Below are 26,995 nucleotides of genomic sequence, written 5' to 3'. Positions count from 1 at the left end.
GGTTACATTCCGAACCCGGAAGTTAAGCTTCTCTGCGCCGATGGTACTGCACTCGGGAGGGTGTGGGAGAGTAGGTCACCGCCGGACAATCTTTATACAGAAAGGCCCCCGACCACACGGTCGGGGGCCTTTCTGTATCCCGGCGCAAGAGCCCTTGAACGTGCGGTGCCGGATCGACGCGGACGCATTCCAGGCATCGTTGCTCGGAGAGATCGGTAGCAAATGATCGGCACATAGCGTGAACGATCACGGTGTCGCATACTCAGGTGAGCTGAGGCTCCCTCCGTAAACGTCGGTGATCTCGCCGCGCACTACCGTCAGTCCGTCAACGGCGGGAGCCGTACGCGCGGATGAAGACGTCCTTGGTCAAGAACTCGCTGATCAGCGCCACATGCAGTGGGTACCATCGCGGAATTCGGTACCGGTCGCGTCGATCCCCACCAGTTCTGGATTGTCCGACGGGTACGCGCAGCAGTGTGGAGTCGTCGCTGCCGATGTCGAGCACCAGGTCACCGGGCCCGAGTTCGACCACCGAGGTGATCGCGGCGACCTTCTGGTACCGGTGCCGCACCATCGACTGGTTCAGGCTGGACCGATAGCCGTAGTGCTCGCCGTACATGAGCCCGAGGTCGTACGTGTAGAGCTTGGTGCACACGTCGACGAAGCCGGTCAGAGGCGTTCGACATTGGTGCCGTGGCAGCGGTTGCGGGTGTCGAAGACGAGCGGACTCACCTGCTCGACCAGGTCGTAGTCGAAGTGGTCGTGGTCGGTGAGAATGGCCACGGCGTCGGCGGACGCCAGCTCCTGGCGGGTGACTTCGACGATTTCGATGCCCGACGTCAGCTGGTAGTCGTCGATGTGCGGATCGGCGGCACGGACGTGGGCGCCGAGCTTGCAGAGCGATCGGGCGATCTGGATGGCGGGTGATTCGCGGCAGTCTCCGACATTCTTCTTGTAGGCGAGGCCGAGAAGGAGTAGCCGGCTGCCCCTCACGGGTTTGGCGCGCTCGTTCAGCGCCGCGGTGAGCCGCTGCACGACTTGATCCGGCATGCTGTTGTTGATGTCGTTGGCAAGTTCCACGAACCGGAAGTTGTGTCCGAGGCCCCGCTTGACCGCCCACGACAGGTACGAGGGGTCGATCGGCAAGCAGTGCCCCCCGACGCCGGGGCCCGGAGTGAAGCGCATGTAGCCGAAAGGCTTGGTGGCGGCGGCGTCGATGGCCTCCCAAACGTCGATCCCGAGCTGGTGGGCGAAGATGGACAGCTCGTTCACGAGGGCGATGTTGACGTGCCTGAAGGTGTTCTCCAGGAGCTTGCACAGCTCGGCCGCCTGGAGCGAGGACACGGGCACGACCTGCTGCACGAGCCGCTCGTAGAACGCCTGGATCCGCTCCAGCGAGGGTCGGTCGATGCCGGAGACGACCTTCGGTGTGTTCTCCAGTCGCCACCGGCCGTTGCCCGGGTCAATGCGTTCGGGACTGTAGCCCAGGTGGAAGTCCGCGGGAGCGCGCAGCCCCGAGCCCTCCTCCAATAGCGGCAGAAGGAACTCCTGTGTGGTGCCGGGATAGGTGGTGGACTCCAGGATCACGGTGGCGCCAGGCCGTACCAGCGGCGCGATGGAACGGCCTGCCGCCGCGATGTGGCGCAGGTCGGGAGCGCCGTCGCAGAGCGGTGTCGGTACGGTGATCAGGCAGATTTCGAACGCCTCGGCGTCCGCGTAGCCGTCGCTGGCCAGGTAGCGGCCCGAACGCAGGGCCTCGGCCAGCTGGTCGTCACTGATGTCCTCGACGTAGGACTCGGCGGCGTTCAGCCGCTTCACCCGCCATGAGTCCACGTCGATCCCCACGACGTCGAATCCCGCCTCAACGGCGCGCATCGCCAGGGGCAGGCCGACATAGCCTTGGCCGACGACCACTAGTTTTTCTCCCATATAAAAGACCTCAGTCATTGTCGGAATGGAATAGGGTTCGCTACTTGCTACCGCGGATCACATGGAGTCCTCGATGCCGTTCGGCCGAGAAGCTCCGCAGCCGCGGATCCTTGGCCCACCGGTGCGGACGCCGGCGCGGGGGAGCAGCCCACGATGAAGCGTGGGGGTGCTGGAGGAACGGGTCCGGGGCGGAAATGGCGGAACGGCCGTTTGGAGATGCCGCACGACGTCGGGCGTGTGCTGGATGGCACCGGAACGCGGAACGCCAGGGGTCTCCGGGTCGATTTCTGAGGCCGCTTGGTTCGGAAGTGTCATGCGACGGACCGTTCGATAGGCGAAATGGGATGATCACGCCCGAGAGCGCCCGCATCCTCACCGTCAATTCATGTTACGTTGCGTAATCGTATGACTGCGAGAATGAACGGCGGCGTGTCCCAGATGTCGGCCGCGAGGGAAGGGGCCCGGAAAGAGGGAAAGCGCCTGCCAATCGACGGTAAAGATGCCGTGCTGTCCAGGCATTGGCGCTGCCCGCGGTCCCAGCCGTCGCCAGGCTTGCGCTTATGGCCGAAGCCGATCTCTTGCCGCGTTCGGAGCCGTCTCCCGCGCCTGGCACTGACGGATTGCCGGTCGGGGACGGCCGCGCGGCATCGCGCCTGAGGTGGGCCCCAGCAGCCGCGCTGGTCGCGTGCGTGGGAGCGGTGTGCGGCCGCTACGGTGTCGCGCTCTCTGACCTGGCGCTGTTCTTCTCTTATGTAGCGCTGGGCCTGGCGCTGCCCGGTCTGCTGTGGATCCGCGCGCTCCACCGCCGTGAGTGCACCCTTCCCGAGGAACTCGCGCTAGGCGTGGCGCTCGGCTACGCATTGGAGGTGCTCGTCTACATTCCCGCCCGGGCGATCGGGGCGCCTTTGCTGGTCGTAGCGTGGCCGCTCGGCACGTACGCGCTGTTCTTGGCGGTGCCGGGGCTGCGCGGGCACTGGAGGGGCAGGCCACGCATCGGTCGTACGCCACGTTGGTGGCCGTGGTCCCTGACCCTTATCGTGATCTGCCTTGTGCTTTGGACCGCCACCGAGTTCTTCGGCGCCCACCCACTCACCTGGCCGGCGATGGCATCGTCCTATGTCGACATTCCATATCACCTGGCTCTGGTCGGCGAGGTGAAGCACCACATGCCGCCCATGATGCCGGGCGTGGCCGGCGAACCCCTGGCGTATCACTGGTTCGTCCACGCGCACATCGCGGCGGCGAGCTGGGTGACCGGGGTGGAGCCGCTGGTCCTGCTCTGCCGCCTCGCCGTCCTGCCCATGCTGGCCGCTCTCGCCGTGTTGCTGGCGGCGGTCGGCCGCTGGGTCACGCGGTCGTGGGCGGGCGGGCTGGCCACCCTGGCCGGCACGGTGTTCGTCGCGGCGCCCAGCTTGTACGCGGGCACCGTCGCCGGCGTGTTCAGCTGGGCGTCCGTGCAGTCATGGTTGAGCCCGAGCCAGGTCTTCTGCGCCCTGCTGTTCGTTCCGGTCGTGCTCCTGGTCGTCGATCTGCTTGACGGGTCGGGGCGGACGCGGGGGCACTGGGCGCTCCTGGTGATCATGATGGCAGCGGTCATGGGGGCCAAGGCGACATTTCTGCCGCTGCTGGCGGCGGGGCTGATGGCGGTCGTTGTGGTTGAGGTGGTCCGGTGGCGCAGGCTGCCGCGGCGTGCGCTGGTCGTGCTGGGATTGGCCGTGGTCTACCTGGTCCTCTCCCACGTTCTGCTGTATGGCGGCGCGCAGCAAGGGCTCGTTCTCGACCCACTGTCGATCTTGCGCGTAACCTGGAGGAACCTGACCGGCATGGGTGCGTCGGCCGAGGTGCCATGGGCCGCCACGCTAGGAGTCGGCGGGCTCTCCCTACTGTGTGGGGCGATCACGTGGTGCGGCGTGCTGGGCATGGTCGTGCGGCCTCGGGAACTGCTGCGCACTCCCATCGTGCTCGCGCTCGGCATGACCCTGGCCGGGGGCGCGGCGTTTTTCGTGCTCGGGCACCCCGGTCTCTCCCAGGGATACTTCCTGCAAGCCGCCTGCCCCTATCTGGCGATGGTGGCGGTCTCAGGAGCATCACTCGCCATACGGGAGGCGGGCCTGACCACCAGGGACATCGCCTGCGCGGGAGGCTTCGGCGTGCTGGTCGCGACTGCCGTTCGGCTGCTCTTCGACGTCAGGATCCCGTTGCGACCGGGCCAGAGCGACCTGGTCTTGTATCTGCCATACCTCGCATTCCTCGGTGTGGTCGTGCTGGCCGCCGCCCGCCGGAGTCGGCACCGTACGCTCGCGCTGACGATCTGCCTGGTCACGGCCGCAGGGACGCCTGCCGCGTGGCTGGCGCGTATGCCGCCGGATCGGTGCGGTGGGGCATCGGCGCAGGACGCGCCCTCGGGGCTCCTCGCGGCGGGCCGGTGGCTGCGCGACCGCTCGGCCCCTGACGACATCGTGGCCACCAACACACACTGCCGCCTGGGACACGAGAACCCCTGCGACAGCCGTGCCTACTGGACGGCCGCACTGACCGAACGGCGTGTGCTGGTCGAAGGGTGGGCCTACGCGGCGCGCAACACCGACGGCTGGCGCCCTGGCGAGGGCGTGGTGGACCGCCCGTTCTGGGACCGGGAGCGCATGCAGGCCAACGACGAGGTCTTCGAGCGCCCATCTGCGGAGGCGGTCCGGCGGCTGCGCGATCGCTATGGAGTGCGATGGCTCTTCGTGGACGAGCGTCGGCTGACACCCGGCTCCTCTCTCGGGTCATTCGCGAGCCGTCGATTCCGCTCTGGCGACTTCGGCGTCTATCAGGTGAGCCGGCCGGTCCAACGGTGACCGTGGTCGGGGCTGGCCCAAACTACGGCAAGGAGATCGCCCCGTTCGGATGTCCGGGCAGGCCTGGACGTGTCATCTGGTCAGACTTTCGCGCATGATGAGGACCTTGCCTTCGTCCTGGCTGTCCGCAGCCGTCATCGGCGCGCTCCTGATGAGCGCCGTTGGTGCGGCGGTCCCCGACAGGCGCGTTCGCCAGGAGCCCCCCGTGGACCTTGGGTACGCCGCTGAATGCGTGGCCATAGCGGGGGAGATGGTCAGCAACACGAACCTCACCACGATCACCGGCGATCTCGTCGTGAGCCCGGGGAGCGAGGTGATCGGCTTCCCGCCCGGGGAGGTGCGGGGAGAGATCTACCTCGGCGGCTCCGAGGCCACTGCGATGAAGAACGACGCGGTAGCCGCCTACCGGGATGCGGACCGACGTTCCTCCAACAGCGTCATACCGCCAGACCTCGGCGGCCGTACCCTGTCGCCCGGCGTCTACGAAAGCACGGACGGCACGTTCCGCATCGACGGCACCCTCACGTTGGACGCCGGAGGCGATCCGGACGCCGTCTTCATCTTCCAGGCGGACTCGGCGCTGACCACAGCCAGGGTGAGCAACATCGACCTGCTGAACGGCGCCCAGGATGACCATGTCTTCTGGCAGGTCGGAGACGCCGCCAGGCTCGGAAAGTACTCCACGTTCCGCGGCAACCTCCTGGCGTGGAACTCGATCAGCGTGGCCTTCGGCGCGGCGGTCTACGGCCGCACCATGGCGCTCAACGAGGCGCTCCACTTCGAAGGCACCGACATCCTGCCCGCTACCCGGGTCACGCTGCCGGGCAACCCGCCCACCGAGACATCAATCACCTCGTCTCCCAACCCCTCACGCATGGGACAGCCCGTCACCTTCACGGCGACGGTGAGCGGGGACGTTCAAGGGTTTCGCCCCACAGGGACGGTGCTCTTCATGGAAGGCACCACCATCATCGGCTCCGCCTACGCCGACCCGACCGGGGTCGCGCGGTTCACCACGTCCGAGCTCTCCAGGGGTGTGCATGAAATCCACGCCGTTTACGCGAACGGCGGGACAGCGGTATACGAGGCCTGGGTCTACTTCGCGCCGAGCGAGTCGCCGACCATAACGCAACAGGTCCTTAATCGGCGGTAAATGCCCTATTTGCGGCGCATATATCAGGACAGGGCTTATGTCCTTGTCGCGGGATGCCCGCTTTTTACCGGCAACGTAATCCATATCGGGCATCGCCCATCCAGGACCGGGGTATCTCGCGCACGTCAGAAAGAGGTGCATCGTGATTTCTCGCTGGGGTATATCGGTCGTCGCATTGATGCTGGCCTGTGGAACATCGGGAGTGGTGGACATGGGGGTGGCGCGGGCCGGCTCAACTGCCGAGACGGTGCAGGGGGCTCTTCCCGGCGTGCGGGTGAGCCAGGGCCACGCCCTGGCTCGCTGGCGGTGCCACAGGAAACGGTGCCGAGTGTGCCGGCGCGATTCATGCGTGTGGGTGTTCCGCGGGCCGAGAGGACCGAAAGGCCCCACGGGCCGTGAGGGTCCTCGTGGGCCGGAAGGTCTCACAGGCCGTGAGGGTCCTCGTGGGCCGGAAGGTCTCACAGGTCCGCGGGGATTCAAAGGGGTGCGAGGTCCTACAGGGCCCCAAGGTCCTGCGGGCCCTATAGGCTCCAAAGGTCCTCCAGGGCCCCAGGGCCCGGCTGGACCGGAGGGACCCAGAGGGCCGCAGGGGCTGCCCGGGGCGTCCAACGCGGTCGACACGACTCTCGTCTCTCTGACGTTCCCGCCGTTCGACACGAACTTCACCGCATACGCTTCGGACGGGATCGCCTGGATCCTGGACCCGCGGACGCCTCTGCCGGAAGCATGGCACAGCCTGGCGTCGGTGCGGGGGTATCCCGAGGGCGTGATTGGCGTCTCGCTGACCGAACTCGCTCAGCCCCTCAGCAGCCTGCTGATCACCGTGACGAGTTCGGGCGGCGGTCTCGCTCAGACGAAGTGCATTCTGACCGCTCCTCCACCGCCGCCGGGGCCGGCCTGGGGGACCGAGTACTGCGACGGGTTCACCCCCATCTCCGCGCCGAAGGCCTAGCGATCATCAGGGCGAGACGAACATGACGTCGACCCAGTAGTTGCTGGCGATGAAGGTGCTGGTGGGGAAGGAATGCGAGGCCCCGTAGGTGTAGACGCCGTTGCCGCCCTGGAAGTCGTCTTCAAGGGCGGTGAGGGGACCGCGCTTGCGTGCCGAGGTGAAGTAGGGCCGGGTGTAGGACCAGAACCCGGGTGTGGTGTGGTACGAGGCGATGTAGGTGGTGTCGGCGTTGATCGAGACCGGTGTGGAGAAGTAGCCCTCTTGCCAGCCGGAGGCGGATTCGCCGGTGAAGGTGAGGCTGGCGAGGAGTTGTCCGCTGGTGGTCCACAGTCCTCCGGTGTGGGTGCCGGTGTTCTGCGGCCCCTTGTGGAAGCGGATGCCCTGGATGAGTCCGCTCGAGTCCGACCTGAACTTCACGCCGAGGGTGACGGCCCGGTTGTCCGGTGACTGGTTGGCGGGCGTCGCCGAGTCGCTCCAGAGGCTGTTCGCCGGTGTGAACATGACGTCCACCCAGTAGTTGCTGGCGATGAAGGTGCTGGCGGGGAAGGAATGCGAGGCGCCGTAGGTGTAGACGCCATTGCCGCCTTCCGCGCCGTCCTCAAGCGCGGTGAGGGGGGCGTTGGTGAACGCGGTCGTGAAGTAGGGCCGGGTGTAGGACCAGAACCCGGATGGGGTGTGGTACGAGGCGATGTAGGTGGTGTCGGCGTCGATCGAGACCGGTGTGGAGAAGTAGCCCTCTTGCCAGCCGGAGGCGGATTCGCCGGTGAAGGTGAGGCTGGCGAGGAGTTGTCCGCTGGTGGTCCACAGTCCTCCGGTGTGGGTGCCGGTGTTCTGCGGCCCCTTGTGGAAGCGGATGCCCTGGATGAGCCCGCTCGAGTTCGACCTGAACTTCACGCCGAGGGTGACGGCCCGGTTGTCCGATGACTGGTTGGCGGGCGTCGCCGAGTCGCTCCAGAGCGAGGTCGTCACGTTCTGCACGACGACGTTCGACGTGCTCGGCGCGAAATCGATCGGCTCTTCGCCGTTGAAGGTGATGCCGCCCAGGAAGACGGCGGTGATGTGGTGCTGGCCCGCGGTGAAGTCCGAGACGGTCACCGTGGCGGGAGTTTCGCCGTCGAAATGGTCCTCCCCGATGGTGGTCGCACCGTCCTTGAAGACCACGTCGCCTTGGGGAGTCACCGGTTCCGAGCCGCCGTCGACCGTCGCCGAGAAGGTGACGCTGTCGCCGGGTGTGGAGGGGTTGCGCGACGAAGTCAGAGTCGTGGTGGTGGGCGGGCGGTCGGGCAGGCTGACTCGTGTGGCCGGGATGCCCCCCGTCCCCTGGAGCGTGACCCCGTCGTTGAGCGAGAAGATCCGTCCGAACACCGCTGCGCCGCTATTGACCGTGACCCCGCCCGACGCGAGCACGGTTCCCCGGAAGGTGCAGAACGTGCCCAGGGTCACCGAGCCGGTGATCTGCCAGAAGACGTTCTCTTCCTGGGCGCCGCCGACCAGGTTGATGTTGCTGACGTTGGCCCCCGTGAGCGTGGACGCCCTGAAGACGAAGACCGCCTCGGGGTCGGCCTGGGCATCGAGCGTCAGGGTCCCGCTGATGTTGAAGGTCCCGTTGGTTGAGGTGTAGAGGCCGGGGGTCTTGGTCGTTCCGCCAAGCGCGGGAGCGACGGTGCTGTCGACCGGACGGTCTGCGAGGTCGTTGTAGGCGCTCACCGCGTCGGCTTTGGCGGCGATCGCTGTGGAGTCGTTCGTGTGGATGGTGCCGCTCACCGTGCCGGGCGGGAACCCTGACACGGTGGTCCCTGGGCTCACGCCCAGATCTCCGGTGATCGCGGTCTGACCCGTGTTCGTCACCGAGGATCCCGCCAGCACCGCGAAGGGCGCGGCGTCGTCGAGGCCGACCGGGGGCGTGTCCGCGAGCGCGGCTGGTGTCGTGACGATCAGCCCGGTCACCAGGACGCACGCGAGCATTTCCGCGACAAAGCGTCGGAGGTTTCGCGAACGGGAGGTGCGGATAGGGGCTTTTTCTTCCAGCTGTGCGAGGGCTTGGCGGGATGCGGCGTTATAGGGATGAGATCTGTTCATGGTGACCACTCTTCGGCGATCTCTACAGCTTCCGGTACGGGCTTCGCGCGCCGCCAGAACTCAACGCATTAACGTTGTCCGGCCGGGCTTACTGCCTTTCTGCGTGGCCGCATGAGATCGATTGGTAAGCTGCTTTTCCTGAATTTTACGCTTGTCATGCTTTATGTGCTAGCGCCAAAAAGAAAGATCTACCGTTCGGGGTAATGCGTGATCTGCAGGCCGATTATTTCATAATTTATGGCGATATATCCCTTTATGATGTCGGTGGCCAATCGTGGAAGGCGCGGTCGATGCCAACGCGGACCACCGCTGGCCCCTTGAGCGTGCCTGCCCGTCGTAGCAGGTCACTTGCCCGGTTGTGGAATTATGAAATGTTCGTAAGGCGATTCGCCGGAAGAGGGTGCCCGGAACACGTACTCGTTGCAACCAAGGCTGCCGCCGCATGTCGTCAGATGGCGGAGCTCGAAATTGCGGTCGCGGAAGAATGAGAATACCTCGTCCGGCTTTGCAACCTCGAAGGGAAAGCCGCCGACCCAGTCGATCAGATCGTGCCGGCGTGACATGGCACGGTATCGCGCGCCACTCTCGGATGGCGTGCCGGTCCGCCGTTTTATCGACTGCCCTATTGCGGTGCGGGCGGAGAAGTAGGTGCCCGCGGCCAGGACGAGGGCATTCCTCATGGCAGGTCCGGAACGCACGTACTTCCGTTTGAGTCGCCACCACAGCCGGCTGGGAATGCCTTGGTCGTTGTAGAGGGCGATGTACAGGAGGCCGCCGGGCGCGACCAGGGACGCGGTTGCCCCGATCGCTCGCCACATGTCGCCTGTATGGTGCAGGACCCCCCACGAGTACACGATGTCGTGCAGGCCGAGCCCTTTTGTGTAGTCGACATCCAGAATCGAGCCCTGCTCAATTTTCCATTGGCTGTCAGGCGCGAACCTGCGGCGGAGTTCGACCGACGCGGCGACCGACTTGGGATCGTAGTCGAATGCGTGCACCTTTGCGCCGAACCGGTGCGCCGCCAGCGAGAAAAGCCCGCTCCCGCAGCCGATGTCAAGGAAGGAACTGCCGGTGAGGTCCCTTACGCCGAGCGCCTGGGCCAGCGAGCGGCCGGCCGCCTCGATGCGCTTCTCGTCGACCAGCTCGACATAGTCGCGCCAATTTTCTCCGAAGGCGAACCGGGCCTCGCCTGACTTGCTCGCGGGATTCGTTGTCATGGCGCTGTTCCCATCATTCTTGCTCCGCCGGCGCAATGTCGCTTATCCTTTTCCAGCTCCAGAAAGCGGTCACAGCTCGAAATGCTACGTCAGTGGAACGCACCAACCCATTGCGCCCAGTCAATGGCGGCTGCAGCTTTGGTAAAGGCTGTGCGCGGCGAACTCGCCTGCCGCCATTATGGGCATCCGGGACAGCCATGGACAATTATGGATGACACGCTCATTTGCCGTTGTGTCTTGAGCCCTCGAAAATTCTTACGATCGGCATGATCTTTTCTGATCGGCAGCGAGCTGGTGTTCGTCCCACCCATCCATGGAGGGCTTGTGTGCGGCATAGCGGGAATCGTGTCGATGTCGCGGCCGGACCCGGCGCTTGTTCAACGGATGTGCGACGTGATGAAGCACCGAGGGCCCGACGGCGCGGGATTCCACGATGACGAGCACGCCGCCCTCGGGATGCGCAGGCTGGCCATCATTGACGTGGCCACCGGAAATCAGCCGGTTTACAACGAGGACAATCGCGTCGTGGCCGTGTTCAACGGCGAAATCTACAATTTCGCTGAACTACGTCAAGGCCTGTCGCGGCGAGGGCATGAGCTGTACGCGGCGGGGGACACGGAATGCCTTGTCCATCTCTACGAGGAATACGGCGTGGAGCTGGTCAACCGGCTCCGGGGGATGTTCGCCATCGCGGTCTGGGACCGTGCGCGTGAGCGGCTGATTCTGGCGCGGGACCGGGTCGGGAAGAAACCGCTCTACTGGCGCGCGGATCACGACTCCATTCGCTTCGCGTCGGAGCTCAAGGCTCTCACCCAGGATCCGGAAATGCCACGCGAGGTCGATCTGCTCGCCCTGCATCACTACTTGAGCTATCAGTACGTTCCCGCGCCGCAGTCGATCTATCAAGACGTGTACAAGCTGCCACCGGGGCACCTTCTCGTTTGGGAACGCGGCCAGATAACCGTGCAACGGTATTGGCGCCTGGACCACGCACCGAGAGTGGTGACGGACGAGCGGGCGGAGGAAGAGCGTCTTCGCGAGCTGCTTCTGGAAGCCACCCGAATTCGTATGGTGAGTGAGCGTCCGCTGGGAGCCTTCCTGTCAGGAGGGATCGACTCGTCGGCGGTGGTGGCGGCCATGGCCATGCAGAGCGCGGAGCCCGTCAAGACGTTCTGCATAGGATTCGATGAAAGCCAGTATGACGAGCGGCAGAAGGCTCGCATGGTCGCCGACCACTACGGCACCGACCACCATGAGCTCGTCGTCACGTCCCGTCTTCTTGACGTCCTGCCTCGACTGGCCTGGCATTTCGATGAACCGTTCGCTGACTCGTCGGCGATCCCCAGCTTCTATGTGGCCCAGCTGAGCCGGCGGCATGTCACCGTCGTGCTCAACGGGGACGGCGGAGACGAATGCTTCGGTGGCTACCAGCGGTATCCCTTGATGAACCTGGCAAGCAGGATTCCGGCCATACCCGCGCCCGTGGCGAGGGTGTCAGACCGTCTAGGAACGACGATCATGGACCGTTCTCGTTCCGGCACCCTGCGACGAAAGCTCGGCCGCCTGATGGCATTCGCGGCAGAGCGCCCGTCGCACCGTTACGCGTCCCTGATGTCCTGCTTCACCCGGCAGCAGAAGGCCCGGATCTACAGCGACGCGCTGCGGCGTCAGGCGGCACAGGCGGACAGTTACGAGATTTTCGCGGAGATCTTCGAGAAGTCGTCTCTGAAGAGCGAAGTCAGTCGCATTCTTCAACTGGACACCCTCACGTACCTTCCCGGAGATCTGCTGGTGAAGGTCGACATCACCACGATGGCCAACTCTCTGGAGGCACGCTCTCCGTTCCTGGACCATCATCTGATGGAATGGGCTGCCACCGTTCCCAGCGCGCTCAAGGTGCGCAACCTGAAGACGAAGCTGCTCCTGAAGAGAGCTGTGGCGCCGTGGCTGCCGCAGCAGTTGTTGAACTACCCCAAGCAAGGGTTCGGTGTGCCGCTCGCCAAGTGGCTGCGCAACGACCTGCGGGAAATGACCTACGACTTGCTCACTGATGACACGGCTCGCGCCAGAGGTCTGTTCAAGCCCTCGGCGGTCGAACATCTCCTCGACCGTCACATGTCAGGCATAGACCATGCTGGACGGCTTTGGGCTCTCTTGCAGTTGGAGCTGTGGTATCGGACTCATGCCGTGCCGGGCAGGCCGACGCACGTGGAGAGTCGATGCGGCGTGTCCTAGGCGCGCGCGGGCCGGGAGTCTCGTTCGAAGAATCGGCGCTCGATCGGTGATGAGCCCGCCACGAGACGAAGTCCGCGAATCACCGACTCTTCGCGCTTTGGCGTGAGCCAAGAGTCCACGAAAGGTTCCGCAATGGGGTCAAGAGATCAACGCAACCTTCGGCATGTCGCGCTGTTCATCGGACAGTTGGGGTTGGGGGGCACCGAAACACAAGTGTCTCTTCTTGCCCGTGAACTACAACAAAGAGGCATCAAGGTGGACGTCCTGGTCGTGTCCAAGGGCGGACCACATGAGAAGAAGTTGCGCGATGCCGGGATCCGGATTCATCACGTCGGCTCCCGTCGCAAGTGGCCTCGCCGAGCCTCGGCCATCCGAAAGCTCTGGACCTTCGTCCGGCTCGTGAGAACGTTGCGCAGGCTTCGCCCTGACGTGCTGCATGCGTTCCTTCTCGAGGCTTACTTTCCTGGGACGCCCGCCGCACTGCTTGCGGGGGTTCCCGTCATGGTGGCCGGTCGCCGGAGCATGACCGATGTCCTCAGGACCGGGCCGAGGCGGCGATCGTTCGCTCTTGCCAGCAGGATGGTGCGAATCACTGACCATGTGGTGGCGAACGCGGTAGCCGTCGCAGATGATGTGCGACGGGTCGAGCGTATCCCGCCACACAAGCTCAGTGTGATCTACAACGGCATGGCGGATGCGGCTTTTGAGCCTGTCGAAAGAGCCACCATCGACACCGACCACCAAGTGGTGCTGTGCCTGGCACGGCTCAGGCCGGAGAAGGGGCACAGTGTTCTGATCGAGGCCGCCGGTCTGCTTGCCAGACAGGGAACTCCGTGCACGTTCGTGCTTGTCGGTGACGGCCCTGAGGAGGAGCGGCTGAAAGCCCAGGCGCGCACGTCGAACGCCGACATCCGTTTCTTCGGAGCCATGACGGACGCCAGAGGTATGCTCGACCGCGCCGACGTGGTGGTTCTTCCCTCGATTTCCGAAGGGCTCAGCAACGCCGTCATGGAGGCGATGGCACGAGGCCGGCCGATCATTGCGACGGCGGTCGGGGGGACGCCTGAACTGCTCGAGGACCGAGGCGTGCTTGTTCCCCCTTCCGACCCCGTGTCCCTCAGCCAGGCCATTGCCCGCCTGCTACGGGATCCCGAAACCGCCGCGTCGCTAGGAGCCGCGGCGCGTGCCTGGGCGACGAAGAATCTCCGAGCGGCCACCATGGCCGAAGAGCACATCGCACTGTATGGCCGCCTTCTGGAGAGATGATGTGTCGCCCAGCTTCCGTTCCCCCGGCCCGGGGTCCGCGTCGATGGCGTCTTCGACCATGAACTCTTCCGCGGTCGTCGTCCATACGTTGATCAGTCGCGCAATACGGCTGGTCCTGGCCATGGCGACGGGCGTACTCCTCGCGCGCACGCTCCAACCGGAGGGCAGGGGCGTCTACGCGGTGATAGCCACCGCGGCCGGCGCCGCCATCGTCGTGGGGCACCTGTCGGTGGAGAAGTCCCAGATCGCTTTGTGGTCGGACCGGTCGCGACATCAAGCCCTGACGACGAACGGTCTGTTTCTGGGTTTGTCGCTCGGCTTCGTGTCGGCGCTCGGCGCCCTGGCCCTGGCCTCGGCAAGTGGCTCGCCGGGAGGATTCGCCTTGTGGGCGCTGGCCATGGCGGTGGTGCCGCTCGGCGCTGCCGCCATCAACCTCGACGGAATCCTCATGCTGCAGTCACGCATGGGCTTCGTCAATCGGACGACTCTCCTGTCGGCGCTCTCCCAATGCCTGCCCATTCTCTTTCTCGCGGCGATCGATCGCGTGACCATCACCAGCGTCATCATCTGCTGGGCGATCTCGACGGCACTGCCGTTCGCCCGTGACCTCCGAGGGCTCAGGCCGATGTCGTTCCGATGGGACCGTCGGCTGGTTCGGCGTCAGCTCAGTCTTTCGGGGAAGTACCACGTCGGCTGGGTGGCCCTGCACTTCTTGGTCAGCATCGACGTGCTGCTGCTCAACACCCTGGACTCGCCGGCCGCCGTAGGCATTTACACGGTCGCGGTCACGGTCTCGACGTTGGCGCGCGTCCCGGGAGAGACGATCACACAAGTCATCCTCCCGCGACAGGCCGCCGGGGATGTAGCCGATGCGGGACACGTCACCGCTCGTGCGCTGCGGATCAATATTCTCATCTCCTCCGCCAGCGTCGGAGTGATCGCGGGCGCTTCACCGTGGTTGATTCCGGTGGTGTACGGGCAGTCCTTCGCCCCGAGCGTGGCTCCGCTGCTCGCGCTGGCCCCAGGAACGATAGCGCTCATGCTGGTAAGGCCGCTGGAACAGTATCTCGTACGGGTGGAGCGGCCCACCAGGATGTGCGCCATCTCGGTCAGCGCGCTGGCGCTGAACCTCCTGCTGAACCTCGCGATGATTCCTCATTGGGGTGCGTTGGGTGCAGCCTTGGCGTCTACCGTCGCATATGTCCTCATGGGCGCCATGGAAGCGTCCCGCTTCCTCAAGTCAACAGGGCTAGCGGTGAGGGAACTGATCCCCGGGACGGCGGACGTCCGGTTGTTGCTCCGGCCGCTGGCCGCCAGGATGCGCAGGGGCGTGGCCGTACCTTAGCTGCAAGCTCGGCCCTCGCGTCGTCACCGCTGAGCTGGCCTTTCTCGGCTGCGACCGGCTAGTGATCAAGCCGCGATCGTAGACGCGCATGGCGGCGTTGCTCGCAGGGCACGACGGCCGGCCGCGCGACGGCCGTCTGGACGTGGCGTCCGTGAACGGTGCCGAGGTCGCAGATGTGCTGCGGGAAAGGCGTCCGGGCGCGGTCGTGGTGCACCGTCGAGGTCGGCCGTTCACTGACCTCGTCCCAGTACCTGCGTTTCTGCGCGAAATCCGGAGGCTGCGGCGAGCGGACAGGCATCCCGCGGCGCTGCGCCATCGGCATGCTCCGCAAGCCACCGGTAATGGCTCGGCAAGGAATGGCCGCGGGGGGCGCGCCGGGAGTGGCTCAGTCCGGTGGTGCCCGCGTTGAATCGGTTTCGGCTGTCCGGGCAGCCTCGACCGCCGTACGCAGCAAAGGCCCGACGATGCACCCTGTTGACGGATACCCGCCCTGCCCCTCCACGGAGGGCCTGGGCACAGGAACGGACGAGGCGGCGGACCGCATTCTGATCAATGATCTCGCCCGGCACGCACGTTCGACGGAGACCGCCGTCCAGGCGGCCGTGGAGCGCGTGCTCAAGAGCGGATGGTACGTCCTCGGCGAGGAGGGGGAGTCCTTCGAACAGGACTTCGCCGACTACTGCGGCACGACCCACTGCGTGGGCGTCGCGAACGGGACCGACGCGATCGAACTCGGGCTTCGCGCGCTCGGCGTCGGCGCAGGCAGCCGGGTCGCCACGGTCGCGAACGCCGGCTTCTACACCACCACCGCACTCCTGGCCCTGGGCGCCTGGCCGGTGTTCGTGGACGTGGACCGGGACACGAAGCTGATGGACCTGGCCCAGCTCCAGCGTGCCGTGGACTGTGAGCGCCTGGACGCGATCGTGGTCACCCATCTGTTCGGCCTCCTGCACGACATGGAGGACGTCCTGGCTATCGCTGCCCGGGCCGGCGTGCCGGTGTTCGAGGACTGCGCGCAGGCCCACGGCGCCGTACGGGACGGGCGGCGGGCCGGAGGTTTCGGAGCGGCGGCGGCGTTCAGCTTCTACCCGACCAAGAACCTCGGCGCGCTGGGCGACGGCGGTGCCGTGGTCACCGGCGACGCGGACGTGGCCGCTCGGCTGAAACGACTGCGGCAGTACGGGTGGGAGTCGAAGTACCGCATCGGCATCGGCGGCGGCCGTAACAGTCGCCTGGACGAGCTGCAGGCGGCCGTCCTGCGTGCCAAGCTGCCCTTCCTGGACGGCTGGAACCAGCGACGCCGGGACATCGCGACCCGCTACTCGCGGGAGATCGCCCATCCGCGCGTCCAGGGCACGCCCGTCCACGGTGCGGAGTTCGTCGCTCACCTCTACGTCGTCACCTGCGACGAGCGCGAGGAGCTCCGTGCCCGGCTCGCCGGCGCAGGTGTGGCGACCGACGTGCACTACCCCGTTCCCGATCACCGTCAGCGCCCGCTCGCTGATCTCGGGCTCCGCGAGGGGCTACCGGTGACGGACGACCTGGCGGACTCGATCGTGACGCTTCCCTGCTATCCCGAACTCTCCGACGCCGAGGTCACCCACGTGATCTCGAGCATCAACACGTGGTGAGGCCATGCTCTCGGTGATCGTTCCCGTGTACCGCAATGCGGAGTTCGTCCCACAGTTGATCGCGGAGTTCACCGACATCAGCGCGACCGTCGCGGAACGTCATCGTATGCCGGTGGAGGTCGTCTTCGTGGTGGACGGGAGCCCCGACAACAGCTTCGACCTGCTCAAGGCGGCCCTGCCGCAGGCACCGTTCCGATCGCAACTGTTGTTGCACGCTCGGAACTTCGGCTCCTTCGCCGCGATTCGCACGGGTCTGCGAGCCGCCAAGGGCGACTACTTCGCGGTCATGGCGGCGGACCTCCAGGAGCCGCCCGACCTGGTGATCACGTTTCTCGACAGGCTTGTGAACGATGTCTCCGACATCGTGGTAGGCGTTCGCGAAGGCCGGGACGATCCGGGGATGACGCGCCTGTCCGCCAATCTCTTCTGGCGTTTCTACCGGCGTTTCGTCCTGCCGGAGATCCCTGCGGGCGGCGTCGACGTCTTCGGCTGCAATCAGCGCATTCGTGACGAGCTCCTCCGGCTGGAAGAGGCCAACACCTCGCTGGTGGGGCTCGTGTACTGGCTCGGCTTCCGGCGTAGTGAAGTGCCGTACCGGCGGCGGGAACGGGCGCACGGGAAGAGCTCGTGGACGCTCGCCAAGAAGATCAATTATCTCCTGGACAGTGTCTTCGCCTTCACCGACCTGCCCATCCGCATCCTCACGGTCATTGGCCTGCTGGGCTTCCTGGTCGCCGGCTGCCTGGCGATCTTCGTCATCGCCATGCGGCTCGCCGGGCAGATCGAGGCGGCGGGCTACGCGGCCACGATCGTGGTCATCACGTTCTTCGGCGCGCTCAACACGCTGGGCATGGGCTTCATCGGGTCGTATGCCTGGCGGAGTTACGAGAACACGAAGAGACGGCCGCTGGCGCTCGTGCGTACCGCCCGCTCCTTCGAAGGATCGTTCGACAGCGGCGTCGGCCACGACGCCGACTTGGTCTCCACCGAGAGGCGGCAATGAGCGACGTCTACATCCATCCGCGGGCCCTGTGCGAGAGTGCGACCGTCGGCGCGGGCACACGGGTCTGGGCGTTCGCGCACGTCCTTCCGGGCGCGCGGATCGGGCGTGACTGCAACATCTGCGACGGGGTGTTCGTCGAGAATGACGTCGTGCTGGGGGACCGCGTCACCGTCAAGTGCGGTGTCCAGCTCTGGGACGGGATCACGATCGAGGACGATGTCTTCGTCGGCCCCAACGCCACGTTCACCAACGATCGGTTCCCGCGCAGCAAGATCTATCCGGAAACGTTCGACCGAACCGTCGTCAGAGCCGGCGCCTCCATCGGCGCCAACAGCACGATTTTGCCCGGCGTCGAGATCGGCACCGGTGCGATGGTGGGCGCGGGGACCGTGGTGACTCGATCTGTGCCGGCGAACGCCATCGTCGTCGGAAATCCCGCACGGATCACTGGCTACGTCGCGGACAGGGAGGATCCCGGCGTTCCGCCGCACGCCGATGGCGCCCGCTCGCCCGGGAGGGTGGCGCTGGGCGTGGGGAACGCGAGCCTGCACGAGCTGCGGGTGGCGAAGGACCTCCGTGGCGAGCTGTCGGTCGGCGAGTTCGAGCGCGAACTGCCGTTCACGCCCGCGCGCTACTTCCTCGTCTTCAACGTGCCGAGCAGGGAAGTACGGGGCGAGCACGCGCACAAGCGGTGCGAGCAGTTCCTCATCTGCGTGCACGGCTCATGCGGCATCCTTCTCGACGACGGGCGCAACCGGCGCGAGATCACCCTCGATCGCCCAAGCCGCGGCGTTTACATGCCGGCCATGCTCTGGGGGACGCAGTATCGCTACTCGCCGGAAGCCGTGCTCCTGGTGTTCGCCTCGCAGCACTACGACCCCGACGACTACATCCGTTCGTACGACGACTTCCAGAAGATCGTCTCCAGCGCGCCGGTGCCAGCGTAAGGACGCAGGTTCCGGCCCGGGCGAATCCTCTAGCGTCGGCAACGTATGGCAAGCCCTTCGGCAAAGGGAAGGTGGCGCACGGCCTGCCAATTCGGGCGGCACATACATTCGAGTGGACAGGGTCCCAGCCAACCATGCGTTCTTCGCAGAAGGGTTCAAGGAGCGGTGAAGGCACTCGTTCTGGCGGGCGGCAAGGGCACGAGGCTGCGCCCGCTCACCCACACCTCGGCGAAGCAGTTGGTCCCTATAGCCAACAAGCCCGTGCTCTATTACGGGCTCGAGGCGATCAAAGACGCTGGTATCACCGAGGTCGGCATCATCGTCGGCGACACGGCCCGCGAGGTGCGGGAGGCGGTGGGGGACGGTTCCAGGTTCGGCCTGGAGGTGACCTACATCCCGCAGGAGGAGCCGCTGGGGTTGGCGCACTGTGTGCTGATCGCCAGGGACTTCGTCGGCGACGAGCCGTTCGTCATGTACCTCGGGGACAACTTCCTGGTGAACGGCATCGCGGACCTGGTGGACGCCTACCGAAAGGCCGACTACGACGCCCAGATCCTGCTTACCAGGGTCGCCGAGCCGCAGCTCTACGGAGTCGCGGAGCTCGGTCCCGACGGGGAGATCACCGGACTGGAGGAGAAGCCGGAGCACCCGCGCAGCGATCTCGCCATTGTCGGCGTCTACACGTTCTCGCCCGCGATCCATGACGCGGTGCGCGCCATCAGCCCGTCGGCACGCGGCGAGTTGGAGATCACGGACGCGATCCGCTGGCTCGTCGACAACGGCTATCGCGTCCACTCGCACCTGGTCAGCGGCTACTGGAAGGACACCGGGCGGCTGCAGGACATGCTGGAGTGCAACCGCATCGTCCTGGAAACCGTCGAGCGCGACATCAAGGGGACCGTGGACGGCCTCTCCGAGATAACCGGGCGCGTCGTCATCGAGCCCGGTGCCATAGTGGAGCACTCGGTGATCCGCGGTCCCGCGGTCCTGGGCGCCAACGCCAAGATCATTGGATCTTACATCGGTCCCTACACCTCCGTCGGGGAGGGCTGCGTGCTGGAAGGCGCCGAGGTGGAATACAGCATCATCCTTGGAGAGTCCTCCATCCTCGGGGTCTCCGGCCTCACCAACTCCCTCATCGGCCGGAACGTCGAGGTCACCCGTGCCACGGGGCTGCCCAACATGAACCAGCTCATGGTCGGCGACCACAGCAAGATCCAGGTGCGCGCATGAGAATCCTGGTCACGGGCGGCGCCGGATTCATCGGCTCCCACTACGCACGATCACTGCTGTCCGGCCGCCATTCCGGCTACGAGAGCGCGCACGTGACGGTGCTGGACAAGCTCACCTACGCCGGCAACCCGGCGAACCTCCACTCGGTCGCCCGGCACCCGCGCTACGCCTTCGTCCATGGGGACATCACCGACGCGCGGCTGCTGGCTCGCCTGGTGCCGGGCCATGACGCCATCGTGAACTTCGCCGCCGAGACGCACGTCGACCGGTCGATCGAGGGGCCCGGCGAGTTCGTCCTCACCAACGTGTACGGCACGCAGCGGCTGCTGCAGGCCGCGCTCGAGGCGGACGTGCGCACCGTGATCCAGGTCTCCACCGACGAGGTGTACGGATCGATCGACACGGGCTCGTGGACCGAGCGGGAGCCGCTGCTCCCCAACTCGCCCTACTCAGCGGCCAAGGCGGGCTCCGACCTGCTGTGCCGCGCCTACCATCAGACCTACGGGCTCGACGTGCGCGTGACCCGCTGCACGAACAACTATGGCCCGTACCAGTATCCCGAGAAGATCATCCCGCTCTTCGTCACCAACCTCATCGACGGACTGCCCGTGCCTCTGTACGGCGACGGCGGCAACGTCCGCGAGTGGCTGCACGTCGACGACCATTGCCGCGGCATCCAGCTCGTGCTGGACAAGGGCTCGCCCGGCGAGACCTACAACATCGCCGGCGGTGTCGAGCTGACGAACCGGGAGCTCACTCAGCGGCTGCTCGACGCCTTCGGAGTCGGCTGGGAGATGGTCACGCACGTGGACGACAGGCTCGGCCACGACAGGCGCTACTCGGTAGACAGCGGCAAGCTCCGCGCCCTCGGCTACCGGCCGCTGGTCGGCTTCGACACCGGGCTGGCCGAGGTGGTGCGCTGGTACCGGGAGAACCAGTCGTGGTGGCGGCCGTTGAAGCGGCTCGATACCGCTTGAGCCGGTTGATCCCGCACTCAACCGAACACCACGTCGACCCAGTAGTTACTGGATTGGAAGCTGCTGGTGGGGAAGGTTGACGTGGCTCCGTAGGTGTACACGCCGTTCCCGCCGGACGCACCGTCCGCGAGGGCGAGGAGCGGGTTGCGCACGTATTGAGTGGTGAAGTACGGCCTGTTGAACGAGAAGAGGCCGGTCGGCGTGAAATAGGACGCGATGTAGGTCGTGTTCGCGGTGATGGACACCGGCGTCGAGAAGGCCACCTGCTGCCAGCCTGTTGCCGTCTCATTGGTGAAGGTGGCGCTGGCAAGGAGCTGCCCGTCGGTCGTCCAAAGACTGCCGACGTGCGGGCCTGTGTTCTGCGGTCCCTTGTAGAAACGGATGCCTTGCACGACGCCGTTCCTCGTCGCCCTGAATTTCACGCCCAGGGTGACGGCTCTGTTGTCCGCGGACTGGCCGGCGGGAACCACTGAGTTGTCCCAGAGGCTGAACGACGGCACGAAGGCGACGTCGACCCAGTAGTTGCTGGCGTTGAAGGTGCTGGAGGGGAAGGTGTTCCCGGCACCGTAGGTGTAGACGCCGTTCCCCCCGCCGGCGCCGTTCGCGAGAGCAGTGAGCGGACCGTTCGCGAAGGAGTTGGCGAAGTACTGTCGCGATGCCGCATAGCGCCCGGATGGGGTGAAGTACGAGGCGATATACGTGGTGTTGGCAGCGATGACCACCGGAGCAGAGAAGGTTACCTGTTGCCACCCCGTCGCGGTCTCGTTGCTGAACGTGGCGCTGGCGAGGAGTTGCCCATCCGCGCTCCAGAGGCTGCCGACGTGCGTACCGGTGTTCTGGGAGCCCTTGTAGAAACGAATGCCCTGGACGACTCCGCTGACGTTCGACCTGAACTTCACCCCGAGCGTAGCGGCGTTGGTGTCGGAAGAAATGACCGGCGGAATCGTGGCGTCGTCCCAGAGGCTGTTCGACGGCGCGAAGAGGACGTCGACCCAGTAGTTGCTGGCGTTGAAGGTCTGGGTCGGGAAGGCACTTGTCGAGCTGTAGACGTAAACGCCGTTGCCGCCGGCGGCCGCGTCCGCGGGAGCGGTGAGCGGGCCGTTGGTGTACGCCGTGGTGAAGTATCCCCGATTCACCGCATAGTGGCCGGTGGGCGTGTGGTAAGAGGCGATATATGTGGTGCCGGGGGTGACAGCGACAGGAGTCGAGAAAGTGACTTCTTGCCATCCCGTCGCGGTCTCGTTGCTGAACGTCGCCGTGGCCAGGAGCTGTCCGGCGGTCGTCCAGAGGTTGCCGGTGTGCGTGCCGGTGTTCTGCGTCCCCTTGTAGAACCTGACGCCTTGGATGTAGCCGGGGCTCGTGGCCCGGAATTTCACGCCGAGCTCGACCGCGTTGCTGTCGGTGTGAGACGTGATGGCGGGCACGGTGGTCGACGGCCACAGCGTGCACGGGGGGCAGCCCTGGCCGACGATGACCGTTCGCTGTGTGGGTGTTCCCTGGATGTTTCCGATGTCGTCCACCGCTCGGACTCTGATCGTCACGGGGCCGGCGGTGGCCGGCGTCGACCAATCGAACTGCCAGTCGGTCCGGCCCACCGCCTGAAACCACCGGGTGCCTCCGTCGACGGAAACCTCGACCCCCGCCACAACACCGCCTCCCGTGTCGGCCGCGGTGCCCTGGATCTGGACGACCGTTCCTGTCGACACGACGCCGTTGTTCGCGGGATTGACGATCGCCGAGGTCGGCGGTCCCGTGTCCGTCGACGGAGTCGTCGGCACCAATCCCGGTTGCAGGCTGGCCGGTTGGCTGCCCATATCGGCCAGGAGGTTGACGGTGGCCTGCTGCATCCGGACATCGGTGGGCGTGCCCGGGTTGTCATGGACGGCGTCGAGGCCCCACGCCCATTGGATGGTTCCCGCGCCGAACACGTACGCGCCGCTCGAACTCCGGTAGAGCGTCAGATTGTGTGTCGCGGTGCCGACCCCATACGTGCTACCGAAGTCCAGCAGGAACAGCGACGTGGTGGCCACGGTCGTTCTCGAGAACTTCACCAGACCGGCGGGGGCGAATCCGTCGTCAGGGGACACGTCCCATTCGTAGCCCAGCGTACCCGTCGGAAAGACGGCCGTCTGCCCGGGCAGGAGGCCGGCGATAGAAGTATTCCGCCACAGTCGCATGCTTGCGAATTCCGCCGGCACGGTTATGGCGTTGTGCGCGCGGCCGTTTATTCGGAACAGCGTCCCGGTGAGCGCGTTCTCCGGTCTACCGCCGTCCGACGGCGGAGAGAAACGCGGGTCGCGCCAGGTGCCCGTCCACTGCGGGCTGGGATCGATCTTGGCGTTCGCCAGTGTCTCCTTGTAGCAGACAAGCGTGCGGAAGGGAGTGTTGTTTCCGTCGATGCTGGGCTCCCACCGCGTCTTCCAAAACACCTCGTTTCCGGAGAAGAAAGCGAGATGCACGCCGTTGTCCCGCGCGTTCTGGACGCTGTTCAGCATCTCGTTGGACCAGTACTCGTCATGGCCCGACGACATGAAGACCTGGTGGTTGAGTATTTGAGCGCCCTGGCTGGCGGTGTCCACGTTGCTGATGTAGCTGACGTCATACCCGTTGGCCTCGATCCACCTGACCATGGGGTATTCGTCATTGAAGAACCTGCTGCGTGAATCGAAGGGGCGGTTGTAGCTCACCTTGTACGCCCGGTTCGCCGGTTGGCCGGCGTAGAGGCTGTTGCCGCCATAACGGTTGTAGGCCTGCCACGTCGCGTCGGAGGTCTGCAGCAGGATCTCCGAGTTCCGCGCGTCGTCCCGGACCACGAATATCATCTGGCTCAGCCCGGATATGCCGTCCTCGCGGATCAGATTCGCGATGTAGACGCCGGAGACCACGGTGCTCGGCACTTGCCAGGAGGCGGACACCGCCCAGTTGCCGCAGTCCACTAGGCCGGTCGGCGCGTCCCTCAGGCACTCAGGCTGGATTTGGGGCAGGGAGACGGACGGGCTTATGGTGGTGATCAGTCGCGCGCCCATGCCGCTGTAGTATCCGAGCCGGAATACCTCTATCCGATAGTCGGTCGCTCCGGTGTTCACCTTGAAATCGAGCGTCTCGCCCTTGTTGACACTGATTTTGGTGGGATATCCGGGGATCCCGCCTTGGAAGGGCACATCCCACTGGCTGGGAGGGTTTCCGGGCAGGCTGTTCTCTATGCAGATGGCCGAGGTCGGCGGGCAGTCGGCCCGCGCCTCCCTGGCGCGCTTGGGGGAGCCTCGCATGCTTTTATGAAAGGCATCGGAGAGTGTCCTGCGCTTTTTCGGGCTCGTCTCGAAGGGGGTGTCCGGGAGGGTGGTTGAACCGTGTGCCGACGGCGACTCTCCGACGTACTCCTGGCCTGCCGAACGGGCGGCGGCCGACGTGGTCGCCGGCGGTGCCGAAGGAGGCGGTGTATCGGCGCCCAGCATGCTGATCAGAGACAACACGCCGCCTCCGAGGCCAACGAGTGTGGTCCGCAGCAGGCGTCGCCGCCAGGAACCGCTCTTGCCGCCGAATCGCACGTGGTCTCCGATTACTTCCTGAAGTAAACCGTAAATGGACGTAAGGAAGCTTGGTGGGCAATGCTGTAGAGGCGCGTCGCGAATAGCCGTACGGTTCGATGTCTTTGCCATCAATTTCTATCGCCTAAACCTGCCGGGCGGATTATGATAATCGCTATACAGATTTGGCGCCCGATGTGAGTTTGGGGAGGTTTTCGGCATCGGGTCCGCCGTCGCGCCCCTCGCCCGGATAAAGGTGTGGCAAGGACTGTGCTGAGCCGCGAGCGCCTGCTTCGTCATGCTTGCCGGTGTTGTCAGACTCGCGGACATGGTCGACTCTTCACCTGTTGATGCGCCCGCGCCTCGCTCGCTGGAATCATTGACGGATACTCGGAAGAGACGATCCCCGGTCGGGAGCCAGCGTTCCGCTCATGCGAGTCCGAGGCGCGTGTCGTCATGGCTGCCGGCGGTGCTCACAGCGGGTTTCGTCGCCGCCGTACTCCATCGCTATGGCGTTTCGGGCCCTGACATGGCGTTCTTCGGGGCATATGTGGCGCTCGCTCTCGCGCTTCCCGGCCTGCTGCTGGTCCGTGCCATGCACCGTGGTCGCCGTACTCTTGCGGAAGATCTCGCGCTGGGAGTGGCGCTCGGCTACGCCGTCGAGGTGGCGGCCTACATTGTTGCCAGGGCTGTCGGCTTTCCCCTTCTCGTTCTGGTTTGGCCGGTCAGCACATATGTCGCCTTCCTTGCTGTACCGCGGCTCCGCAAGCACTGGAAGGGAGGAATTCCCGCGGCTGCACCTGTCTGGTGGTCATGGTGTCTGGCACTGATGGTGTGCTATCTGGTCGCCTGGAGCGCGCATGCCTATTTCAGCCTAGGGTCACTCACCTGGCCGGAGCTCGTGAACTATCCCGATGACGCGCCGTTCCATCTCGCCCTGATCGGCGAACTGAAGCAACACATGCCGCCGATGAGCCCCATGGTCGCCGGCGAACCCCTCTTCTACCACTGGTTCGTCTACGTGCACTACGCGGCCGCGAGTTGGATCACCGGTGTTGAACCGCTCGTGCTGCTGTTCCGACTCGGCACGGTGCCGATGCTGGCCGGGCTCGTCGCTCTGGTCGCGCTGCTCGCGCGGCGTGTGACGCGGTCATGGAAGGGCGCCGCGATCGCGACCGTGGCGACGATGTTCGTGGGAGCGCCCTGTCTGTTCCTGGGCTCGGTGGGGGCGTTCACCTACGGGGGAATCCACGATGCCGCGTGGGGGAGCCCGACTTTCGCTTTCGGGGCGCTGCTGTTCGTCCCGATTGTCCTGCTGTTTACTGATCTTTCGAGGGATGGCCGAGGTGGTATCGGGGCGTGGCTCCTCCTGGGCGTCTTCCTCGCGGCGGTCATGGGCGCCAAGGCCACCCACCTACCCATGCTCGTCGTGGGACTGACAGCAGTAGTAGCGGTCGGAGTGGTGCTACAGCGCCGATTGCCGTGGCCCGCGATCGGCGCGCTTCTGATGACAGTCGCCTGCCTGCTTTTCGCGCAGTCCGTTCTCTACGGTGGCCAGCGACAGGGAACGATTGTCGCTCCATTCTCCTATATGCGCACCATCTGGCATGACCTGACCGGCATGCCGCCCGACATCGCTCCTCCGTTGATGTCCGTGATCGGCGTAACCGCGATTTATGTCGCCGCCTGGGCCGTCACCTCGAGTCCTATTTTGGGATTGCTGGCCCGGCCAAGGCTGCTCATCCGATCCGACCTGGTGCTCATGCTGGGCATAGCAGCCGCAGGTCTCGCCGCGGTGTTCGTACTTGACCACCCTGGCAGGAGTCAGCTCTACTTCCTGTGGGCGGCTTACCCCTATCTCGCGATCACCGCGGTCCACGGGCTGCTCGTCATCCTCCGGCGAGCACGTGTATCGCGTGGAGCCGCCCTGTGGGCTGTCGCAGCCGGTGGGATCGTCGCCTATGCGCTCCCCGTCCTTTGCGGTGTCGAGGCGCCCCTGGACCCAGGTCAGCCGGACACCCTTCTCCACCGTCCCTATGTCGTACTGATGGTCGTCATCATGCTGGTCGTGGCCGTCCTCGTGGCAGCCAGGTCGGGTGTTCTCCGTTGGGCACTCGTGCTGTCCGCGCTGGGCGCCATCGGCTTGCCTGCCGCTCACCATGCGCGTGTTCTCGGCTTCCTGTACGGCCCCGGCGATCAGGTCGCGGCCTCAGCCTCGGGCGCCCCTGAGTATCCGCAGGGCGCACTGACCGCAGCCCGATGGTTGCGAGACCACTCTGGCCAGGACGATGTGGTCGCCACGAACGTCCATTGCCGCTGGGGTTTCGAGAATCCCTGCGACACCCGCCAGTTCTGGGTCTCCGCACTTACGGAGCGACGCATCTTGCTGGAGGGATGGGCGTTCACACCGACGAATGCGGACCGCTGGCAGCCGGGGCAGTCGGTGATGAGCCTTCCGTTCTGGGACAGCGAGCGATTCAATGACAACGAGGCGGCATTCCAGGCGCCGTCGACCGCTGTGATCCAGCGGCTACGCGAACACTATGAGGTTCGTTGGCTCTTCGTCGACGAGCATCTGACCGCTGCGGCACGCGAACTCGGGGCGTTCGCCCGGCTCAGGTACCGGTCCGGAGACTTCGCCGTCTATCAGATCTAGACGAA

General features: G+C 65.5%; 17 protein-coding genes and 1 rRNA gene. 13 read left to right on the top strand and 5 right to left on the bottom strand.

Annotation, left to right across the window (positions count from 1 at the left end):
• A 5S ribosomal RNA gene (gene rrf, locus ACIBX3_RS43850) occupies nt 1-87 on the top strand; the annotation flags it as partial.
• 238 nt (nt 88-325) lie between these two features.
• Here the strand turns inward: rrf and ACIBX3_RS43845 are convergent.
• Nucleotides 326-655 carry a hypothetical protein gene (locus ACIBX3_RS43845; RefSeq protein WP_397126542.1) on the bottom strand — a complete coding sequence of 110 codons (330 nt, stop codon included), beginning with the start codon at nt 653-655 and terminating at the stop codon, nt 326-328.
• 14 nt (nt 656-669) lie between these two features.
• The gene (locus tag ACIBX3_RS43840) at nt 670-1,929 is read right to left on the bottom strand and encodes a nucleotide sugar dehydrogenase (RefSeq protein ID WP_397126541.1); all 1,260 of its coding nucleotides are present in this window, start codon (nt 1,927-1,929) and stop codon (nt 670-672) included.
• Nucleotides 1,930-2,627: 698 nt separating this feature from the next.
• Between ACIBX3_RS43840 and ACIBX3_RS43835 the strand changes: the two genes are divergently transcribed.
• The 3 genes from ACIBX3_RS43835 to ACIBX3_RS43825 all read left to right on the top strand — a co-directional run bounded on the left by ACIBX3_RS43835 (nt 2,628) and on the right by ACIBX3_RS43825 (nt 6,874).
• Entirely contained in the window at nt 2,628-4,769 is a 2,142-nt protein-coding gene (locus tag ACIBX3_RS43835; RefSeq protein ID WP_397126540.1) for a hypothetical protein, read from the top strand.
• A 205-nt stretch (nt 4,770-4,974) separates the two neighbouring features.
• On the top strand, nt 4,975-5,922 hold the full coding sequence (locus tag ACIBX3_RS43830) for an ice-binding family protein (RefSeq protein ID WP_397126539.1): 948 nt from the start codon (nt 4,975-4,977) through the stop codon (nt 5,920-5,922).
• 745 nt (nt 5,923-6,667) lie between these two features.
• Nucleotides 6,668-6,874 (top strand): hypothetical protein, encoded by a 207-nt coding sequence (locus ACIBX3_RS43825; RefSeq protein ID WP_397126538.1) that lies wholly within the window; start codon nt 6,668-6,670, stop codon nt 6,872-6,874.
• Nucleotides 6,875-6,880: 6 nt separating this feature from the next.
• On the opposite strand, the gene ACIBX3_RS43820 is transcribed toward ACIBX3_RS43825, so the two are convergent.
• Together ACIBX3_RS43820 and ACIBX3_RS43815 are read right to left on the bottom strand one after the other, a co-directional pair.
• Nucleotides 6,881-8,839 carry a DUF4082 domain-containing protein gene (locus ACIBX3_RS43820; RefSeq protein ID WP_397126537.1) on the bottom strand — a complete coding sequence of 653 codons (1,959 nt, stop codon included), beginning with the start codon at nt 8,837-8,839 and terminating at the stop codon, nt 6,881-6,883.
• Between the two features lie 458 nt (nt 8,840-9,297).
• Nucleotides 9,298-10,170, bottom strand: coding sequence for a class I SAM-dependent methyltransferase (locus tag ACIBX3_RS43815; protein ID WP_397126536.1), 873 nt, complete (start codon nt 10,168-10,170; stop codon nt 9,298-9,300).
• A 324-nt stretch (nt 10,171-10,494) separates the two neighbouring features.
• On the opposite strand from ACIBX3_RS43815, the gene asnB reads away from it, so the two are divergent.
• From asnB to rfbB, 8 genes are all read left to right on the top strand, one after another.
• Nucleotides 10,495-12,405 (top strand): asparagine synthase (glutamine-hydrolyzing), encoded by a 1,911-nt coding sequence (asnB, locus tag ACIBX3_RS43810; protein WP_397126535.1) that lies wholly within the window; start codon nt 10,495-10,497, stop codon nt 12,403-12,405.
• Between the two features lie 132 nt (nt 12,406-12,537).
• Entirely contained in the window at nt 12,538-13,671 is a 1,134-nt protein-coding gene (locus ACIBX3_RS43805; protein ID WP_397126534.1) for a glycosyltransferase family 4 protein, read from the top strand.
• Between the two features lie 58 nt (nt 13,672-13,729).
• The gene (locus ACIBX3_RS43800) at nt 13,730-15,016 is read left to right on the top strand and encodes a lipopolysaccharide biosynthesis protein (protein ID WP_397126533.1); all 1,287 of its coding nucleotides are present in this window, start codon (nt 13,730-13,732) and stop codon (nt 15,014-15,016) included.
• Nucleotides 15,017-15,480: 464 nt separating this feature from the next.
• Nucleotides 15,481-16,647, top strand: coding sequence for a DegT/DnrJ/EryC1/StrS family aminotransferase (locus ACIBX3_RS43795; RefSeq protein WP_397126531.1), 1,167 nt, complete (start codon nt 15,481-15,483; stop codon nt 16,645-16,647).
• A gap of 4 nt (nt 16,648-16,651) precedes the next feature.
• A complete protein-coding gene (locus tag ACIBX3_RS43790; protein ID WP_397126530.1) occupies nt 16,652-17,650 on the top strand; it encodes a glycosyltransferase family 2 protein in 999 nt (332 codons plus the stop codon).
• Complete coding sequence (locus ACIBX3_RS43785) at nt 17,647-18,597, top strand: WxcM-like domain-containing protein (RefSeq protein WP_397126529.1); 951 nt, start codon at nt 17,647-17,649, stop codon at nt 18,595-18,597. The genes ACIBX3_RS43790 and ACIBX3_RS43785 overlap by 4 nt, the downstream gene beginning before the upstream one ends.
• A gap of 165 nt (nt 18,598-18,762) precedes the next feature.
• Nucleotides 18,763-19,830 carry a glucose-1-phosphate thymidylyltransferase gene (locus ACIBX3_RS43780; RefSeq protein ID WP_397126528.1) on the top strand — a complete coding sequence of 356 codons (1,068 nt, stop codon included), beginning with the start codon at nt 18,763-18,765 and terminating at the stop codon, nt 19,828-19,830.
• A complete protein-coding gene (gene rfbB, locus ACIBX3_RS43775; protein WP_397126527.1) occupies nt 19,827-20,807 on the top strand; it encodes a dTDP-glucose 4,6-dehydratase in 981 nt (326 codons plus the stop codon). The genes ACIBX3_RS43780 and rfbB overlap by 4 nt, the downstream gene beginning before the upstream one ends.
• Before the next feature lie 17 nt (nt 20,808-20,824).
• Here the strand turns inward: rfbB and ACIBX3_RS43770 are convergent, their stop codons facing one another.
• Nucleotides 20,825-24,355 carry a DUF4082 domain-containing protein gene (locus tag ACIBX3_RS43770; RefSeq protein WP_397126526.1) on the bottom strand — a complete coding sequence of 1,177 codons (3,531 nt, stop codon included), beginning with the start codon at nt 24,353-24,355 and terminating at the stop codon, nt 20,825-20,827.
• A gap of 427 nt (nt 24,356-24,782) precedes the next feature.
• Between ACIBX3_RS43770 and ACIBX3_RS43765 the strand changes: the two genes are divergently transcribed.
• Nucleotides 24,783-26,990, top strand: a complete 2,208-nt coding sequence (locus ACIBX3_RS43765) for a hypothetical protein (protein WP_397126525.1) — start codon at nt 24,783-24,785, stop codon at nt 26,988-26,990.
• The last annotated feature ends 5 nt before the right edge of the window (nt 26,991-26,995 follow it).

This window comes from Nonomuraea sp. NPDC049480, assembly GCF_044465905.1.
GTDB lineage: Bacteria > Actinomycetota > Actinomycetes > Streptosporangiales > Streptosporangiaceae > Nonomuraea.
This window is presented reverse-complemented; position numbering and strand designations above follow the sequence as displayed.